Genomic DNA, 17,507 nt, shown 5'->3' with positions numbered 1-17,507 from the left:
TTTGTTGCTTGTTCACTCGTTGTTCAGTTTTCAAAGGACCATGTTTTGCATCGCAACCTTGCGGAGGCGACCTAATTAATATACCACATAACTCTATCGGATTGCAAGCTTTTTTTTAAATTCTTGTAACCCGCTTTGCAGCTTTTCCGTCCAGGAAGCAAGTTAGCTTTTTTGGCCGGAAGAAGAATATATCACGAATCGGTTTCCTGCGTCAACCCTTTTAAGCATTTCGTTGAAGGTACCTTTATCCAGTTGTTACAGATCGAATAATACCTCTTGAATATAGCAGTTACGGGTCTCGGTTAAATTGACGATATGATCTCCGATTTTTACCCAGGGCCGTGTCGGATCGTTCCGGTCGGTGAATACGATTTCCCCGATTCGCCCGTCGTTTAGCTTAACCACCGTACCCGAATAAAACTGCGTGCAGCGGTTAATAAACGTAGTTACCAGCGCGTGATCCAGCTTGCCGAACGATTCCTTGTGGAGCTCCTCCAGTGCGATGTAGGGCGATTCGGCAGGACGATAGGCCCTTTCGTTGATGATGGCGTAGAAGATCTCCAGGATAGCGACGATTTTGGCATACGGGTGAATTTTGTCTCCCGCTACCCCCATCGGATAGCCGCTGCCGTCTTCTTTTTCATGATGCTGAAGAGCAGCCAGTTTTACGCCCTCGTTAATGGCGGGAACGTTCTTGAGCATTTGATACCCGAACACCGTGTGCCGGCGAACCTCGTCCCGCTCCTGCAGAGACAGCTTGTCCTTTTTCTCCAGGATGGCCGGGTCCACTTTGGTGGTGCCGATATTATGCAGCAATCCCCCCAATGCGACGGGAACCCAGTCCTTTTCGGGGAGCCCATGCCATTTGGCCAACAGGTAAGCGCCCATGCTCACATATATGCCGTTGTAATACAGATAGTCTTCTTCTTTATCGGAAATGGCTACAGGAAAAAGGGGGTGAAACTGATTGGAGAACGTCAAAAGATTCATTAACCGGGTGCGGATGTCCAGGATCGGAAACGGCTGTCCGGAAGCCGGCAGAGGAATGACCTTTTTCAAAAAATCCTTCATGGCCAGAAACTCTTCCGCCAGCCCTGCTCTCATTCCGCTCGCCGCAAACTCCTCAACCGTTCCCGCCTTCGGGGCTGCAGCCGGCTGTTCCGCATTGGGATCTTCAATATTGACGGTTTGGATTAAAAATGCGCGCAGGATTTCTTTCTCTTTTTCCGTCACGACGGCGCCCTTCTCAAACAACAGGGTTCCCCGGCGGGTCAGCACATTCTCGGACAAACGGCTGCCGGTCTTCAATTTGGATACGAGTACCTGGATCATAGGGAACTGCCCCTTTGTATGGAAAATAGACGTCCTGACGGGAACCGGCCGACATCAATACCTTATTGTAAAACAAAAAGAAAGGGGAGAAAACCCCTTTCTTGGCGGTAACCGATGCTTATTCTTCTTCTTCCATGAGGATCTCTTCGGCTTCCTCGTTCCGCTCAACGCGGGACACCGTCGCCACTTCGTCGTCCTCTTTGATGTTGATCAGCCGGACCCCTTGCGTGTTTCGGCCCATTTGGTTGATGCCGTCCATGTTCATCCGGATGATCGTTCCCTGCGTGGTGATGATCATCAGGTCTTCCTGATCGCTGACCACCTTCAGCCCGACGACCGGACCGTTTTTGTCGGTGATGTTCAGCGTCTTGATGCCCTTGCCTCCGCGGGATTGAACCCGGTATTCACTCATGGACGTCCGCTTGCCGAAGCCTTTGGAGGTAACGATCAGCACGCTGTTCTCCTCATCGACGATATCCATGCCGATGACGGCGTCGTCATCGCCGATGCTGATGCCCTTCACGCCCGTAGCGGAACGGCCCATAGCCCGGACATCCTGCTCGGGGAAGCGGATGGACATGCCCTGCTTCGTGCCCATAATAATCTCACGCTTGCCGTCGGTCAGCTTGACTCCGATCAGCCGGTCGTCTTCGCGCAGGTGAATGGCGATAAGACCGCCTTTACGGATGTACTGGTATTCGTCCAGCGGGGTTTTCTTCACGATGCCGTTTTGTGTCGCAAAGAACAAATGCTGGTCTTCGCCTTCGTCGTTGATCGGAATGACGGCGGAAACCTTCTCGCCCTGCTCAATTTGCAGCAGGTTGATGATTGGCGTTCCGCGGGCCGTCCGGCTCATTTCCGGAATTTCATAGGCCTTCAACCGGTAAGCTTTCCCCTTATCCGTGAAGAACAGCAGGTACTGGTGGGTATTGGAGACAAAAAGATGCTCGACAAAGTCGTCTTCTTTCGTCTCCATGCCGATGACCCCGCGGCCGCCTCTGCGCTGCGAACGGTAAGTGGTTACCGGCAGGCGTTTGACGTAGCCCGAATGGCTGAGCGTAATAATGACGTCTTCGCGCGGGATCAGATCTTCATCGAGAATATTGTTCTCGCCGATCGTAATTTCCGTCCGTCGCTCGTCGTTGAACTTCTCGCGGATTTCGCCCAGCTCTTCCTGGATGATGTCCAGAATCAGCCGTTCGCTGGCCAGAATAGCCTTGTACTCGGCAATCTTCTCCAGCAGCTCTGCGTATTCGGCCTCGACCTTGTCGCGTTCCAGACCCGTCAGGCGGGCCAGACGCATATCGAGAATCGCCTGCGCCTGCTCGATGCTGAAGCCGAACCGCTCCATCAAGCTCTCCCGAGCGATCTCGGTCGTACGCGAAGAGCGGATAATCGAGATGACTTCGTCGAGGTGATCCAGCGCCGTCCGCAAGCCAAGCAGGATATGCGCCCGGGCTTCGGCCTTTTTGAGGTCGTATTCGGTTCTGCGGCGAATGACTTCTTTCTGATGCTCCAGGTAATAATAAAGCATGTCCCGCAGGTTCATGACCTTCGGTTCTTTATTTACAAGCGCCAGCATGATAATGCCGAAGTTGCTTTGCAGCGCGGTGTGCTTATAGAGATTGTTCAACACGACATTGGGATTCACGTCGCGGCGAAGCTCGATAACGATGCGCATGCCGCTGCGGTCCGATTCGTCCCGCAGATCGGTGATGCCGTCGATCCGCTTCTCGCGGACCAGATCCGCGATATTCCCGATCAAACGGGCCTTGATCACCTGGTACGGGAGTTCGTGTACGATAATACGCGCCTTCCCGTTGGTTTCCTCAATGGTCGCCCGCGCCCGCATCGTAACGGAACCGCGGCCGGTGGTATACGCCTGTTTGATTCCCTCGCGGCCAAGGATGAAGCCGGCCGTCGGGAAATCCGGACCCTTGATGTAATTCATAAGCTCAAGCGGCGTAATTTCCGGGTTGTCGATCAACGCGTTCAGGCCGTCAATGACCTCTCCCAGGTTATGCGGCGGGATGTTCGTCGCCATCCCGACGGCAATCCCCGAGGAGCCGTTGACGAGCAAATTCGGGAACCGGGCGGGAAGCACTTCCGGCTGAATTTCTTCCCCGTCGTAGTTCGGCACGAAGTTAATGGTTTCTTTGTTGATGTCGCGCAAAAGCTCCATCGCGATCTTCGACAAGCGGGCTTCCGTATACCGCATGGCTGCGGCAAAATCGCCGTCGATCGAACCGAAGTTGCCGTGTCCGTCGACAAGCGGGTAACGCAGCGAAAAGTCCTGCGCCATCCGGACCATCGTTTCATATACCGCCGAATCGCCGTGAGGGTGGTATTTGCCAATTACCTCGCCTACGATCCGGGCCGATTTTTTGTGAGGTTTGTCAGGAGCCATACCGAGCTCGGACATCGCGTACAGGATGCGCCGGTGTACCGGCTTCATGCCGTCCCTTACGTCGGGAAGCGCACGCTGCACAATGATGCTCATCGCGTAATCCATAAAGGATTCGCGCATTTCCGAGCCGATGTCCCTTTCGCGTATTTGCGACTGTGATTCTTCCGCCATGCTGTACCTCCCAAAACAAGATAACGCGCAAGGCCCCGAAGCGGGACCCTGCTGCGCAAAAGATGTGCCCGGTCCATCTTGCCGCTAAACGCAGACTATGGAAGCCGGCACTGCTATAAAAAGTTGACTCGGCTCAGCCGGGCCAAGTTATACGTCGAGGTTCTTGACGTAGAGGGCGTGTTCGTGGATAAATTCCTTCCGCGGCTCAACGTTGTCGCCCATCAGCGTGTCGAACAATTGATCGGCCTCGATGGCGTCCTGGATGCTGACCTGGAGAAGCGTGCGGCTTTCCGGGTCCATCGTGGTTTCCCAAAGCTGCTCGGGGTCCATCTCGCCCAGCCCTTTGTAGCGCTGGATGGTGACCTTGGATTCCGCCCCGAACTCCTGCAGAATCTTGTCTCTCTGCGCGTCGCTGTAAGCATAACGCAGCACCTTGTTCCGTTCCAGCCGGTAAAGAGGCGGCTGGGCGATATAAATATAGCCATGCTCCAGCAGCTTGCGCATATACCGGTAAAAGAACGTCAGGAGCAAAATCCGGATATGGGCCCCGTCGACGTCGGCGTCGGTCATGATAATGATTTTGTGATACCGTGCTTTGGCGATGTCAAAATCGTCGCCGATCCCCGTGCCGATGGCCGTGATGATCGCCCGGATCTCCAGGTTGGACAAAATCCGGTCCAGCCGCGCCTTTTCGACATTCAGGATCTTGCCGCGCAGCGGCAGTATCGCCTGGAAATGACGGTCGCGCCCTTGTTTGGCGGAGCCGCCCGCCGAGTCGCCTTCGACGATATACATTTCGCTGATCGATGCGTCGCGGGAGGAGCAGTCCGCCAGCTTGCCCGGCAGCGAACCGACTTCCAGCGCGCCTTTGCGCCGCGTCAGCTCCCGCGCTTTGCGGGCCGCTTCCCGGGCGCGGGAGGCTTGCACGCCTTTTTCCACGATGCGCTTCGCAATCGCGGGATGCTCGGCCAGGAACGTATCGAGCTTCTCGGCAAACAGCGATTCCACGATGCCGCGCACTTCGCTGTTGCCCAGCTTCGTTTTCGTTTGCCCTTCAAACTGCGGCTCGGGAATTTTGACCGAAATAATGGCTGTCAGCCCTTCCCGAACGTCTTCGCCGCTAAGATTGGAGTCGTTTTCCTTGAGCGCTCCCGTCTTGCGCGCGTAATCGTTCAATATCCGGGTCAGAGCGCTCTTGAATCCGGATTCGTGAGTCCCGCCTTCATGCGTATGAATATTGTTACAGAACGAGAACAGGTTCTCGTTATAGCCGTCGTTGTACTGAATGGCGATTTCCACCTGGATGCTGTCACGGTTGCCTTCGACGTAAATGGCCGGATGCACCGCTTCCCGGTGGCTGTTCAGGTGCTCCACGAACGAAATGATACCGCCTTCGTATTTGTAATTCTGGCTGGCTCCGGTGCGTTCGTCGAGCAGGTTGATGGAAATGCCTTTATTGAGATAGGCCAGCTCCCGCAAACGCGAGGCAAGCACATCATAGTCGTATTCCGTTGTTTCCTGGAAGATCTCCGGGTCGGGCTTAAAGGTAATCTGCGTCCCCGTATCCGCCGCATCCCCCATGATTTTCATGTCGTATTGCGGAATGCCCCGGTGATACTCCTGCTGGTAAACCCGGCCGTTCTGCCGGACGCGGGCGATCATAACCTCGGACAGGGCGTTGACGACCGAAATGCCGACGCCGTGAAGACCCCCGGACACCTTATAGCCGGACTCGTCTCCGCCGAATTTGCCGCCTGCGTGCAGGACGGTCAAAACGACCTCCAGCGCCGGACGGTTCATCTTCGGATGAAGACCGGTCGGAATGCCGCGGCCGTTGTCGGTGACGGATACGCTGTTGTCTTTGTGGATCACGACGTCGATTTGATCGCAATACCCCGCTAGAGCTTCGTCGATGCTGTTGTCGACGACTTCCCATACCAGATGGTGAAGCCCGCGGGAGCTGGTCGAACCGATGTACATGCCCGGACGTTTGCGAACGGCTTCAAGCCCTTCCAGTACCTGAATCTTGCTTGCGTCATACGACGAGTTTTGTTGCACTGACATGGACTTCCACCTTCTTTATCAAATTTCGTTCAATTAACGGAAAGGTGAACGGAACGCTTGCTTAGCGTGGCGGAGGAAATGGGGGAGTAGTACACTTTGTCAACCGTCACCACAAGCGATTTGCTTTCTTCTTCGCCGATGATTTCGACTGTCTTGTTCTTCGCGGCTTCCGCCAGAAATTGCTTGGAGATTTTCGAATTCTTTTCGATCGACAGATCGAAGATGGCGATCAGCTCCGACGACCGGATAATCCGCTCCGCGCCAAGATGAATATACATGAACGAGCTCCCCCCGTTTTTCTATGAATGCGCACAACCATCAAAACAAACCGCCGCTTCGCACATGAAAGACGGCGGCATCCCTCAGTTTGGTGAGATCGATGCTTTCGATACCGGTGGTTGTGATGAACGTCTGGACTTTATCCTGAAAGGTCTCGATCAGTTGGGTTTGCCGGTTGCGATCCAGCTCGGACAGCACGTCGTCGAGGAGCAAAATCGGATACTCGCCGACTTCCTCGCGGATCAGCTCCAGCTCCGCCAGCTTGAGCGACAACGCCGTTGTCCGCTGCTGGCCCTGCGAGCCGTAAATATGCGCTTCTTTGCCGTTGATCGTAAAGACGAGATCGTCGCGGTGAGGGCCGGTAAGCGTAGTGCCGCGGCGCAATTCCTGATTTCTCGTCTCGTTTAACTGTACCATAAACTTGCCGAATAAAATAGGTTCATCTTCATCCGCGAACTCGAAAGAAGGGCGGTAATGCACGCCCAGCGACTCCTGTCCGCCGGTAATTCCCGAATGAATCCGCTCGGCCCATACTTGCAGTTTCTCTATAAAGCTTTGACGTTTTTTCATCATTTTAGTACCGTGCCGGGCAAGCTGCTCATCCCACACGGCAAACATGGCGTCGTCGGCTCCGCGTCCGAAATCGATTTGCTTCAGGAACTGGTTCCGCTGCGCCAAAACCTTCTGGTACTGCATGGATTCGAAGAGATAAGACGGGTAGACCTGCCCGATCTCCATATCAAGAAAACGACGCCGGATCCCCGGCGCGCCTTTAACGATTTCGAGATCCTCCGGAGCGAACATAACGACGTTGAACGAACCGATAAACTCGCTCAGCCGGCGCTGCTCCAGCCCGTTGATTTTCGCCTTTTTGCCCTGTTTGGCAATGGAAAGCGAAAGCTTCAGCGTTCCGTATTTTTTCTCGACTTCCCCGTACAGCGAAGCGTCCCCGTTCTCCCATCGGATCAGCTCCCGGTCCTGATGGGTGCGGTGCGATTTGGTCAGGGCGAGCACGTAGATCGCTTCCAGCAGGTTCGTTTTTCCCTGGGCGTTTTCCCCGACAAACAGGTTGACCTGATGGTCGACGTTTAATTCGAATTTCTCGTAGTTCCGGTAATTCTGGATCGCCAGCTTTTTCAGGAACATGGCCGGCGCACCACTTGAAACGTCCCGCAGCCCGCAACCTCGACCCGGTCTCCGTCCACCAGCTTACGCCCCCGGCGGTTGTCCGGCTCCCCGTTTACCCGAACGGCCGTTTCCTGCAAAAAGCCTTTGGCCTGTCCGCCGGTGGAAATGCAATCCGCCAGCTTCAGAAATTGTCCGAGTGTGATGTATTCGGTACGGATTTCGACAGTTTTCATAAAACCCCTCAGTTCGTCGTCCGGTAGGGGAGGATCAGTTGCAGCAGCTTGGTGTCCCCGAGCGGTTCGATAATGATCGGGCTCATCGGGCCGGTAAAGCCAAGGCGGATGCCTTCGCTGTCGATAACCCGGAGCGCGTCCAGCATATATTTGGAGTTGAACGAAATTTTCAGGTGCTCGCCGGTCAGGCTTTCCACCGGAATCGTCTCCGTCACCCGGCCGATTTCGCTCGAGCTCGAGGAGATTTCCACTGTTCCGTCTTCGTTCATCACCATTTTGACGATGTTGGTTTTTTCTTCCCGCGAGAGCAAATATGCCCGGTCGATGGCGTCCGTCAGCTGCTTGCCGTTCAAAACCATTTCCGTCTGGAAGGTTTGGGGAATCAGCTTGGACGTATCCGGGTAGGTTCCTTCCAGCATGCGGGAATAGAACAGCAGGTTGTTCATGCGGAACAGCACCTGGTTGTCCGAAACGACGATGTCCGTAAGCGTGTTTTGGTCCGGCAAAATTTTGTTCAGTTCATTGAGCGTTTTGCCCGAGATGACCACGTTCTGAAAATATTGGTCTTCACCGGCGGCAAGCGGCGTTTCGCGCTGGGCGAGACGGTGCCGGTCGCACGAGATGAATTTGAGCCCGTCGCTGCCGAGCGTCCAAAGCACCCCTGTCAGAATGGGCGTCGACTCGTTGGCCGAAACAGCGAAGGAGGTTTGGCGGATCATTGTTTTAAGCAGGTCGCTCGCTACGGAAATAATGCGTTTCTCTTCGATTTCCGGAAGCTGCGGGTATTCCTCGGGGTCGAGACCGACGAGCTGCACTTCGGACCCTCCGGAACGAATCGTCGCCTGAAAAGGAGGCTTTACCTCGATTTCGATTTCCTGCGATGGGAGCTTGCGGACAATTTCACCGAAAAATTTGGCGGGCAGCACGATGCTGCCTTTGTCGTGGATGCGGATAATTTCTTTTCCGTCTTCCTCCGCCGGAATAAAGGACTGGATGGAAATGTCCGTATCGCTCGCGGTCAGGCGGATGCCCTCTTCCACGGCGTCAAATTTAATCCCGCTCAGGATAGGGATGGTGGTCCGGCTGGAGATGGCTTTGGAAACGTGAGCGATCGCTTCGTTCAAGTGATCCTTCGAAACGGTTAATTTCAACGGGTTCGACCTCCGGGTTCTAAAAAAGTATTTATCGGAATAAAGGTAAGTAATGCTTGTCTTCGGGAAAGAGCACAAAAAGGTTGCCGGAAGGCCGCTTGTCCGGCATTTCCGACCATCCTTATTATAATTGTTTTTCTTTAGTGATAGTAGTAGGGGGCCTGAATATGTGGATAGGTGCCGTCAGACTGCAAAAAACAGGCCTGTTCACATGTGAATAGATTGTGCATAGGCCTGTGGTTGTCCACTTGTTAATTAACGCCGGATTGTTTGATCTTCTCGGTGATGTTGTGAATAATCCGGCCGAGCTCCTGATCGGATTTCAGGTTCGACGTGATTTTTTCGTGGGCGTGGATCACGGTTGTATGATCGCGTCCGCCGAACGCTTCCCCGATCTTGGGCAGGGAATAATCCGTCAGCTCGCGTGAAAGATACATGGCGACCTGGCGGGGGAAGGCGACGGCCTTCGTCCGTTTGCGCGCTTTGAAGTCCTCCAGCCGCAATCCGTAAAATTCCCCGACTTTCTGCTGAATATCCTGAATGGTGATAACTTTCGGACGGCCGGACGGAATAATGTCCTTCAAGGCGTCGGCGGCCAGCGGAACGGAAATGTCCTCATTGATCAGCGACGAGTACGCCACGACCCGAATCAGCGCACCTTCCAGCTCCCGGATGTTGGTGTCGATCTGGCTCGCTATGTACACCATCGCTTCGTTGGGAATCTCCAGGTTTTCCGAACGGGCCTTTTTGCGCAGAATGGCGATCCGCGTTTCCAGGTCTGGCGGCTGAATGTCCGTAATCAGGCCCCATTCAAAACGGGAGCGGAGCCGTTCCTCCAGCGTAGGGATCTCCTTCGGTTGCCGGTCGCTTGAGATAATAATCTGCTTGCGTTCCTCGTGGAGCGCGTTAAAGGTATGGAAAAATTCCTCCTGCGTCGACTCCTTGCCGGCCAGGAACTGAATGTCGTCGATCAGCAGAATATCGACATTGCGGTACTTGTTGCGGAAGCTTTCGCCGCGGTTATCCCGGATGGCGTTGATGAATTCGTTGGTGAACTTCTCGGAGGAAATGTACACCACCTTGGCTCCCGGGTTTTGCTGAAGCACGTAATGGCCGATCGCGTGCATCAGGTGGGTTTTGCCGAGTCCGACGCCCCCGTACAAAAACAGAGGGTTGTACGCTTTCGCCGGCGCTTCCGCCACCGCCAGCGAAGCGGCGTGCGCGAACCGGTTGCCGGAGCCGATAACGAAGGAATCAAACGTATAGCGGGGGTTCAGCAGGCTCGTGAAGATTTCTTCCTGCATGGCAGGCGGTTTGGGAGCGGGCGCCGGCTGCGCCGTTTGGGCCGCGGCAAGCGTCTGCGCTTCTTCCTCCAGAACGAACTGCACGTCCACTTGCTTTCCGAAGGTTTCCAGCACACACGTTGCGATCATTTTGGCATAGCGGGATTCCAGCCACTCGCGTGCAAAGTTGTTGGGTGCGCAAATGACAAGCAGACGGTCGTTAAATACGCTGGCCTTCGTCGATTTGAGCCACGTATCGTAACTGGGTTTGCTTAGTTTGGTTTGAATGGCCGACAGCACCTGCTGCCAAAGATCGTTGACGTGGCTTTCCAAAACAGATTCACTCCTTATCAAAAATCGCCAAAAACAGACTTCAAGAGAGCCCTTCGCCTCCTGGACGGGAGAACGGGGCCGTATCGGAATAGGTGCGGCGGAGTTAAACGAATGCAAACGGCTCTAGTCCGTGAAAAGAAAGGGAGGACAGGGAGCCGTTTTAACGATCTTATCCACAACATTAAGCTATAGTAAAAACGATGTGTGGGATAACTGGCGTCTTGTTAACAGACTTATCCACAAGCTGTTGATAAACCTGTTCATATCCTGAGGTATCCACAACCAAAAAGTAATCTAAATATAACAAACCGGGCCTGTTTTTTCAACGGAATTTCTCTTTTATCCACAATGTCCATCCCTTGTGCGGCGAGATTATACACAGCACTACATATTGTGAATAAATTGTTGACCGTTCGACAGCAAGGGGGATTTCGGCCCGAAGGTTGTTCACAACCGGGTCGGAATGCGTCGAAAAGAGGGTGTGGACAGCCGTTTTCGGGGAGGGAAAGGAAGGTTGACTTTTCCCGCGCAAAATGGTTAAATGGAAAAAGGCATTTTTGGGATGGAAATCCTCGAGGAGGTGCAAAATAGATGAAACCGACTTACCAACCGAATGTGCGGCAGCGCAAGAAAGTGCACGGTTTCCGCAAGCGGATGAGCACGAAGAACGGCCGTAAAGTTCTGGCAGCCCGCCGTCTGAAAGGCAGAAAGAATCTGTCCGCCTAATCGGAAGACCACTTGCGTGGTCTTTTTTTTTGGATGCGCGAACGTGGGAGGGAACCCGCAGCGGTTTCTTCTCGCGCGCCGCGCGCGCGTGAACGATGGAGGGAATGGATGTGCAGAAGGAGCACCGTCTCGCCAAACGGGAAGACTTCAACCGCGTTTACCGGCATGGGAAGTCTCAGGCCAACCGCCAGTTCGTCGTCTATGCGCTGGCGCAAAAGCAGCCGGGGCCGTTCCGTCTCGGGGTATCGGTAAGCAAGAAGCTCGGGAACGCCGTCGTGCGCAACCGCTTGCGAAGAATGATGAAGGAGATCGTCCGGCTGCGGCAGGAGAACGTCGCTTCCGGGGTCGACATCGTCATCATCGCCCGAAAACCCGCCGCGGAGATGGAATTCGAAGAGATGGCGAAGAGTCTCGTTCACGTTCTGAAGCGGGCTGAGCTGTGGAACGGCGGCCCGAAACAGAACGCCCGTCAATAAGACCGAAAAAAGAGGGACGAGGGAGAGGCCGGTTCGGTTTCTTTGTTTCCCTTCTTATGGTATATTTGTGGTTGTACATGATTTTGAGAATGGCTTCGGGAGGAACGAAATTGTTGCAACGCTTTTACAAGCTCTGGCCGCTGGGCCTCGTCCTGCTTTTGGCGGGATGTACGACGATGAACAAAGACGGCACCATCAAGCAGATTGACCCGGCCAACGGATTCTGGGACCGGTTTTTCGTAGCGCCTCTGTCCCACTTCCTTGATTTCCTCGCGAACTTGTTCGGCGGATCCTACGGACTCGCGATTCTGGCGATCACGATTATTGTCCGTTTGATTGTATTGCCGCTGACCCTCAAGCAGTACAAGAGCAGCAAAGCGATGCAGGCCATCCAACCGGAGCTTGCCAAGATCCGGGAGAAATACAAAGATGATCCGAAAAAGCAGCAGGAAGAAACGATGCGGCTGTTTACAGCCAACAACGTCAATCCGATGGCGGGCTGTTTCCCGATCCTGATCCAGATGCCGGTCCTCATGGGGCTGTACCACGCGATCTTCCGGAACCCGGACATTCGCGACCATACGTTCCTTTGGCTGCAGCTGGGCGAGAAGGACCTCTGGATTCTGCCGACCATCGCCGCCTTGACCACGTTCCTGCAATCCAAGCTGATGCCGAAGCAGCCGGGCCCGCAAGCGAACATGATGCAGACGATCATGCTGATTTTCCCGGTCATGATTTTCTTCATGTCCCGCAGCTTTCCGTCCGCGCTTCCGCTGTACTGGATTTACACCAACACCTTTACCATCGTGCAGAATCTGATTATTTACCGCGACCGGAAAACGCCGGCACTGGCAGGCGCATCGGTCGAAACGGTCAAATCGGAGAAAAAATCCCCGGGCAAGGGTCCGAACAACGGCCCCAACAAAGGCTCGAACAAGCCGTCCGGCGGAACCAAAGGCGGAGCCAAAAAACCGTCGAAACGTTAATTAAGAAGAGAATACGTCCACTTTTACAGGGGTGATCCCATCCGATGAACAAGATAACCGTTACGGGAAAAACAATCGAGGAAGCGGTCAATCGGGGACTTCGCCAATGGAACGTCACGGAAGACCGCGTGAAGGTTTCCGTTCTGGAGCAGCCGACCAAAGGGTTATTCGGCTTGTTCGGGGCAAAGGAAGCCAAAGTGGAGCTGGAGAAAATTCCGGACCCGATTGAAGAAGCGGAGCTTTTCCTGCAGGATGTTTTTTCGACGATGGGACTCCGGGTGGACATTGAACGCATAAAAGAAGCGGACGACACGCTGCTGAACCTTTCGGGCAGCGAGCTCGGCATCCTGATCGGACGCCGCGGCCAAACCCTGGACGCGCTTCAGTATCTGGTGAACATCGTAGCCAACCGCTTCTCTTCTTCCCATATTCGCATCGTGCTCGATGCGGAGAAGTTCCGGGAGCGGAGGAAGAAGACGCTGGAGGATTTGGCGGCCCGTTTGGCCCACCGGGCGATCAGAAGCCGCCAGGAAATCGTGCTGGAGCCGATGCCGGCGCCGGAACGAAAAATTATTCATTCCTACCTTCAGGGCCATTCGGGCGTGAAAACGTACAGCACCGGAGAAGAACCGAACCGCAGGGTGGTTATTGGATTAAAGTAGTTTACAACCCCGGGAAACCGGAAACGATGAAACATGTGAGAGACGCAATGACTTGGGCAGTTAACGGGTCATTGCTTCTTTTTTATAACAGACAGGAGATGCATGCGATGATTTCCGATACCATTGCCGCCATTTCGACTCCGCTTGGAGAGGGAGGAATCGCCGTGATCCGCATCAGCGGTCCCGAGGCGATCGCCCAGGCGGACCGGCTGTTCCGCATGCGGGGAAGCTTAAGCGAGGCGCTCAGCCATACCGTTCATTACGGTCACATTGTCGACCCGGCATCCCGTGAAACGGTGGAGGAAGCGTTGGTTACCGTCATGCGCGCTCCGCGTTCGTTCACGACGGAGGATGTCGTGGAAATCGGCTGCCACGGAGGAATGGTTTCCGTACGCCGCGTGCTGGACTTGATCCTTGGGACGGGTGTTCGCCTGGCCGAACCGGGAGAGTTTACAAAACGCGCATTTTTAAACGGCCGGATTGATTTGGCCCAGGCGGAAGCGGTCATCGATTTGATCCGGTCCAAATCGGACCGGGCCCATCGGGTGGCCATGAAGCAGGTGGAGGGCGGGCTTTCCAAGAAGGTCGGGCTTTTGCGTTACGCGCTTGTGGAGCTCATGGCGCATATTGAGGTGAACATCGATTACCCGGAGCATGATGTCGAGGAAATGACAAGCGCGTTTATTCGAACCAAATGCACGGCGGCTCTGACAGAGGTGGCGGCTCTCCTGAAGTCGGCCCAGGAAGGGAAGCTGATTCGGGAAGGCATCACCACGGCGATTGTCGGCCGTCCCAACGTAGGGAAATCCTCTTTGCTGAATGCGCTGGCGCAGGAGAACCGCGCCATCGTGACGGATATCCCGGGGACAACTAGAGATGTCATTGAGGAATATGTTACGATGAACGGGATTCCGCTGAAGCTGCTGGACACGGCCGGCATCCGGGAAACCACCGACGTGGTGGAAAAAATCGGAGTCGAGCGGTCGAGGGGCGCTTTGGATGAAGCCGAGCTTGTTCTGTTGGTGGTCAACGGCAACGAGCCGCTGCATGAGGACGAACGGCAGCTAATGGAAGCGGTGCGAAACCGGAATTCCATTCTTATCATAAATAAATCCGATCTTCCGGCAAGACTGGAAGAAGAGACGGTTAACGCCATATTTCCGCCGGATCGCATTGTACGGATGGCCGTTGCCCGGGAGGAAGGGTTGGACCGGCTGGAAAAAGCGGTGACCGGGCTCTTTTTCGCGGGGGAAATGGAAAGCGGGGATCTGACGTATGTCAGCAACGTCCGCCACATCCGTTTGTTAAAGCAGGCCGAGGAGGCGCTGCAAGATGCATATGCCGCGACGGAAGCGGGAATTCCGATTGATCTGATCCAGATCGACATCCGCCGCGCCTGGGAATACCTTGGAGAGCTGACGGGGGAAACCGCAGCCGATTCGCTGGTAGACCAAATTTTCTCCCAGTTTTGTCTGGGCAAATAAGGGGTTTTATAGAAGCGGGAGGAATGCTTCACGATGAACTATCATGCAGGAGACTATGACGTCCTTGTCATCGGCGCCGGTCATGCCGGCTGCGAAGCCGCGCTGGCGTCGGCCCGAATGGGCTGCAGCACGCTGCTGTTGACCATTAATCTGGATATGGTCGCCTTTATGCCCTGCAACCCGTCGGTCGGCGGCCCGGCCAAAGGCCATGTGGTGAGGGAAATCGATGCGCTCGGGGGCGAAATGGGGCGGAACATCGACAAGACGTATATCCAAATGAGGATGCTGAACACGGGAAAAGGTCCGGCGGTGCATGCGCTGCGTGCGCAGGCGGACAAATTTCTGTACCAGCAAACGATGAAAGAAACGATTGAAAGACAGCCGAACCTTACCTTGCGTCAAGGAATGGCGGAAGAGCTGCTTGTGGAAGACGGCGTCATCCGCGGTGTGGTCACCAAGACCGGAGCCGAATATCGGGCGAAAGCGGTTGTTTTGACGACCGGAACTTACCTGCGCGGCAAAGTCATCATGGGTGAACTGATGTACGAAAGCGGTCCGAACAATCAGCAGCCATCCGTCCGGTTGTCGCAAAGCCTGAAGGAGCTTGGTTTAGAGCTCGTGCGTTTCAAAACGGGTACTCCGCCGCGGGTACACAAGGAATCGATTGATTTCAGCAAAACGGAAATCCAGCCGGGCGACGAAAAGCCAAAGTTTTTCTCCTACGAGACGACGGAGGAAGTACCCAACCAGCTTCCTTGCTGGCTGACCTATACCTCTTCCGAAACCCATACCATCATCAACAATAACCTTCACCGCGCCCCGATGTTTTCCGGGCAAATTGAAGGAACGGGGCCGCGGTATTGCCCGAGCATTGAGGACAAGATCGTGCGCTTTGCAGACAAGCCGAAGCACCAGATTTTTCTGGAGCCGGAAGGCCGCAATACCGCCGAATACTATGTGCAGGGGTTGTCCACGAGCATGCCGGAGGACGTTCAGCTGCAAATTCTCCGCTCCATTCCGGGACTGGAACGGGTGGAGATGATGAGGACCGGCTACGCGATCGAGTATGATGCGGTGATTCCGACGCAGCTCAAGCCGTCCCTGGAAACCAAATTGGTGGACGGGTTGTTTACGGCCGGGCAAATTAACGGAACCTCGGGTTATGAGGAAGCGGCCGGCCAAGGCATCATGGCCGGGATTAACGCGGCGCGCAAGGTACAGGGCAAAGAGCCGGTTATCCTCGACCGTTCGGAAGGCTATATCGGCGTACTGATTGATGATCTGGTGACCAAAGGGACCAACGAGCCGTACCGCTTGCTGACCTCCCGCGCGGAATACCGCCTTTTGCTCCGTCATGATAACGCCGATCTGCGGCTTACGCCGATCGGGTATGAAATCGGGTTGATCACGGAAACGCGTTATCAAAGCTTCCTGGCCAAAAAGGAAGCGGTCGCCCGTGAAGTCGACCGGTTGAAAGCGGAACGGATCCGCCCCGATGAGCAAACGCTGGAATTGCTGCGTGAAACGGGAACGGCGGAGTTGACCAACGCTACCGATGCTTTGACGCTGCTGCGCCGTCCGGAGATCTCCTACGCGCACATTGAGCGCCTGACTCCGTCTCCGGTTGAATTGACGGAGGAAATAAAGGAGCAGGTGGAAATCCAGATCAAATATGCTGGTTACATCGAAAAGCAGCTGGCGCAAGTGGACCGGATGAAAAAGATGGAGAAGAAGAAGATACCGGACGATATTGTGTATGAGGACATTCATGGACTGGCAACGGAGGCGAAGCAAAAGCTTGCCAAAATCCGTCCGGTTTCCATCGGACAGGCGACGCGGATTTCCGGCGTGACGCCTGCGGACGTTTCGATTCTGCTCGTTTACCTGGAGCACTACAATAAAGTGAAGGCGGCCCGGATCGGATCATGACTCAACGCGACGCAATCGAAACCCATTTTCAATCGCTGCTGGCGGAGAGGGGGATAACCCTTAGCGAAACTCAACTGGATCAGTTTGCAGTCTATTTCCGTGAGCTGGTGGAATGGAATGAGAAAATTAACCTGACCGGCATTACAGAGAAGGGCCAGGTTTACATCAAGCATTTCTATGATTCACTCGTGCTTTCGTTTACCCGTGATTTTCAAGACATCACATCCATAGCTGACATCGGTTCCGGGGCCGGTTTCCCCGGCATTCCGCTGAAAATTGTTTTCCCTCATCTTCGGCTGACGATCGTCGATTCGTTGAACAAACGGATCGGGTTTCTCCGCCACCTCACGGAAACGCTTGGACTGGCAGAGGTTCAATGCGTTCACGGAAGGGCGGAGGATGTTGCCCGGTTAGCGGAACATAGAGACCGTTACGATTTGGCGACGGCGAGGGCGGTGGCAAGATTGGCCGTCCTGAATGAATTTTGTCTTCCGTTCGTCCGCCCGGGCGGCCACTTTGCCGCCATGAAGGGCGCCGATCCGCAGGAGGAGATCGACGAAGCCGGCTACTCGCTTTCCCAGCTCAAAGGAGAAGTGGACGAGGTGCTTCCGTTTACGCTCCCTCAGGAAGAAGCGGCCCGCCATATTGTCATCATCCGAAAAACGGGTGCCACGTCAGGCAAATACCCCCGTAAAGCCGGAACCCCTCTAAAGACGCCCCTGCTTCGAAAATAGAAAATTTTGTTTCACGTGAAACATTCCCCGCCGAGTCGCAATCGCGCGAATTTGCGGGGAAAATGTTCGTATCCGCCAGGCAGGATTTTTACCGCCTTGCGGAGAATTTCTGTAGGTAGATCATTCCGT

Annotated in this window: 15 protein-coding genes; 7 read left to right on the top strand and 8 right to left on the bottom strand. The window is 54.7% G+C overall.

Annotated elements, in window-relative coordinates:
• Positions 1 to 255: 255 nt before the first annotated feature.
• The 8 genes from AC6I6H_RS06305 to dnaA all read right to left on the bottom strand — a co-directional run bounded on the left by AC6I6H_RS06305 (position 256) and on the right by dnaA (position 10,381).
• Positions 256 to 1,332 carry an HD-GYP domain-containing protein gene (locus AC6I6H_RS06305; RefSeq protein ID WP_497952884.1) on the bottom strand — a complete coding sequence of 359 codons (1,077 nt, stop codon included), beginning with the start codon at positions 1,330 to 1,332 and terminating at the stop codon, positions 256 to 258.
• A 118-nt stretch (positions 1,333 to 1,450) separates the two neighbouring features.
• Positions 1,451 to 3,910, bottom strand: a complete 2,460-nt coding sequence (gyrA, locus tag AC6I6H_RS06300; protein ID WP_497952883.1) for a DNA gyrase subunit A — start codon at positions 3,908 to 3,910, stop codon at positions 1,451 to 1,453.
• Between the two features lie 147 nt (positions 3,911 to 4,057).
• The gene (gyrB, locus tag AC6I6H_RS06295) at positions 4,058 to 5,974 is read right to left on the bottom strand and encodes a DNA topoisomerase (ATP-hydrolyzing) subunit B (RefSeq protein ID WP_497952882.1); all 1,917 of its coding nucleotides are present in this window, start codon (positions 5,972 to 5,974) and stop codon (positions 4,058 to 4,060) included.
• Positions 5,975 to 6,003: 29 nt separating this feature from the next.
• Positions 6,004 to 6,252, bottom strand: a complete 249-nt coding sequence (gene remB, locus AC6I6H_RS06290; RefSeq protein ID WP_497952881.1) for an extracellular matrix regulator RemB — start codon at positions 6,250 to 6,252, stop codon at positions 6,004 to 6,006.
• A gap of 40 nt (positions 6,253 to 6,292) precedes the next feature.
• Positions 6,293 to 7,399 (bottom strand): DNA replication/repair protein RecF, encoded by a 1,107-nt coding sequence (gene recF, locus AC6I6H_RS06285; RefSeq protein ID WP_497952880.1) that lies wholly within the window; start codon positions 7,397 to 7,399, stop codon positions 6,293 to 6,295.
• Positions 7,390 to 7,614 carry a S4 domain-containing protein YaaA gene (yaaA, locus tag AC6I6H_RS06280; protein WP_497952879.1) on the bottom strand — a complete coding sequence of 75 codons (225 nt, stop codon included), beginning with the start codon at positions 7,612 to 7,614 and terminating at the stop codon, positions 7,390 to 7,392. Before yaaA ends, recF begins: the two co-directional genes overlap by 10 nt.
• Positions 7,615 to 7,622: 8 nt before the next feature.
• Complete coding sequence (dnaN, locus tag AC6I6H_RS06275; protein ID WP_497952878.1) at positions 7,623 to 8,765, bottom strand: DNA polymerase III subunit beta; 1,143 nt, start codon at positions 8,763 to 8,765, stop codon at positions 7,623 to 7,625.
• A gap of 251 nt (positions 8,766 to 9,016) precedes the next feature.
• Positions 9,017 to 10,381 (bottom strand): chromosomal replication initiator protein DnaA, encoded by a 1,365-nt coding sequence (dnaA, locus tag AC6I6H_RS06270; RefSeq protein WP_497952877.1) that lies wholly within the window; start codon positions 10,379 to 10,381, stop codon positions 9,017 to 9,019.
• A 591-nt stretch (positions 10,382 to 10,972) separates the two neighbouring features.
• Between dnaA and rpmH the strand changes: the two genes are divergently transcribed.
• The 7 genes from rpmH (at position 10,973) to rsmG (ending at position 17,378) form a co-directional block, all read left to right on the top strand.
• Complete coding sequence (gene rpmH, locus AC6I6H_RS06265; RefSeq protein WP_497952876.1) at positions 10,973 to 11,107, top strand: 50S ribosomal protein L34; 135 nt, start codon at positions 10,973 to 10,975, stop codon at positions 11,105 to 11,107.
• Between the two features lie 110 nt (positions 11,108 to 11,217).
• Positions 11,218 to 11,583, top strand: coding sequence for a ribonuclease P protein component (gene rnpA / locus AC6I6H_RS06260; RefSeq protein WP_497952889.1), 366 nt, complete (start codon positions 11,218 to 11,220; stop codon positions 11,581 to 11,583).
• A gap of 89 nt (positions 11,584 to 11,672) precedes the next feature.
• Positions 11,673 to 12,569: a YidC/Oxa1 family membrane protein insertase gene (locus AC6I6H_RS06255; RefSeq protein ID WP_497952888.1), complete on the top strand. Its 897-nt coding sequence runs from the start codon at positions 11,673 to 11,675 to the stop codon at positions 12,567 to 12,569.
• Positions 12,570 to 12,613: 44 nt separating this feature from the next.
• Positions 12,614 to 13,231: an RNA-binding cell elongation regulator Jag/EloR gene (gene jag, locus AC6I6H_RS06250; protein WP_497952875.1), complete on the top strand. Its 618-nt coding sequence runs from the start codon at positions 12,614 to 12,616 to the stop codon at positions 13,229 to 13,231.
• A 107-nt stretch (positions 13,232 to 13,338) separates the two neighbouring features.
• Entirely contained in the window at positions 13,339 to 14,715 is a 1,377-nt protein-coding gene (mnmE, locus tag AC6I6H_RS06245; protein ID WP_497952874.1) for a tRNA uridine-5-carboxymethylaminomethyl(34) synthesis GTPase MnmE, read from the top strand.
• A 33-nt stretch (positions 14,716 to 14,748) separates the two neighbouring features.
• Entirely contained in the window at positions 14,749 to 16,644 is a 1,896-nt protein-coding gene (gene mnmG, locus AC6I6H_RS06240) for a tRNA uridine-5-carboxymethylaminomethyl(34) synthesis enzyme MnmG (RefSeq protein WP_497952873.1), read from the top strand.
• Positions 16,641 to 17,378: a 16S rRNA (guanine(527)-N(7))-methyltransferase RsmG gene (rsmG, locus tag AC6I6H_RS06235; RefSeq protein ID WP_497952872.1), complete on the top strand. Its 738-nt coding sequence runs from the start codon at positions 16,641 to 16,643 to the stop codon at positions 17,376 to 17,378. Before mnmG ends, rsmG begins: the two co-directional genes overlap by 4 nt.
• Positions 17,379 to 17,507: the final 129 nt, after the last annotated feature.

This window comes from Gorillibacterium sp. sgz306347, from assembly GCF_059735245.1.
Note: the sequence above shows the minus strand (reverse complement) of the source record. Positions and strands in the feature narration are given on the sequence as shown.

Excerpts from the sequence above, each read along its gene's own strand:
- AC6I6H_RS06305 (WP_497952884.1), bottom strand. The coding sequence starts at position 1,332 with ATGATCCAGGTACTCGTATCCAAATTGAAGACCGGCAGCCGTTTGTCC.
- gyrA (WP_497952883.1), bottom strand. The coding sequence starts at position 3,910 with ATGGCGGAAGAATCACAGTCGCAAATACGCGAAAGGGACATCGGCTCG.
- gyrB (WP_497952882.1), bottom strand. The coding sequence starts at position 5,974 with ATGTCAGTGCAACAAAACTCGTCGTATGACGCAAGCAAGATTCAGGTA.
- remB (WP_497952881.1), bottom strand. The coding sequence starts at position 6,252 with ATGTATATTCATCTTGGCGCGGAGCGGATTATCCGGTCGTCGGAGCTG.
- recF (WP_497952880.1), bottom strand. The coding sequence starts at position 7,399 with ATGTTCCTGAAAAAGCTGGCGATCCAGAATTACCGGAACTACGAGAAA.
- yaaA (WP_497952879.1), bottom strand. The coding sequence starts at position 7,614 with ATGAAAACTGTCGAAATCCGTACCGAATACATCACACTCGGACAATTT.
- rpmH (WP_497952876.1), top strand. The coding sequence starts at position 10,973 with ATGAAACCGACTTACCAACCGAATGTGCGGCAGCGCAAGAAAGTGCAC.
- AC6I6H_RS06255 (WP_497952888.1), top strand. The coding sequence starts at position 11,673 with ATGGCTTCGGGAGGAACGAAATTGTTGCAACGCTTTTACAAGCTCTGG.
- jag (WP_497952875.1), top strand. The coding sequence starts at position 12,614 with ATGAACAAGATAACCGTTACGGGAAAAACAATCGAGGAAGCGGTCAAT.
- mnmE (WP_497952874.1), top strand. The coding sequence starts at position 13,339 with ATGATTTCCGATACCATTGCCGCCATTTCGACTCCGCTTGGAGAGGGA.
- mnmG (WP_497952873.1), top strand. The coding sequence starts at position 14,749 with ATGAACTATCATGCAGGAGACTATGACGTCCTTGTCATCGGCGCCGGT.
- rsmG (WP_497952872.1), top strand. The coding sequence starts at position 16,641 with ATGACTCAACGCGACGCAATCGAAACCCATTTTCAATCGCTGCTGGCG.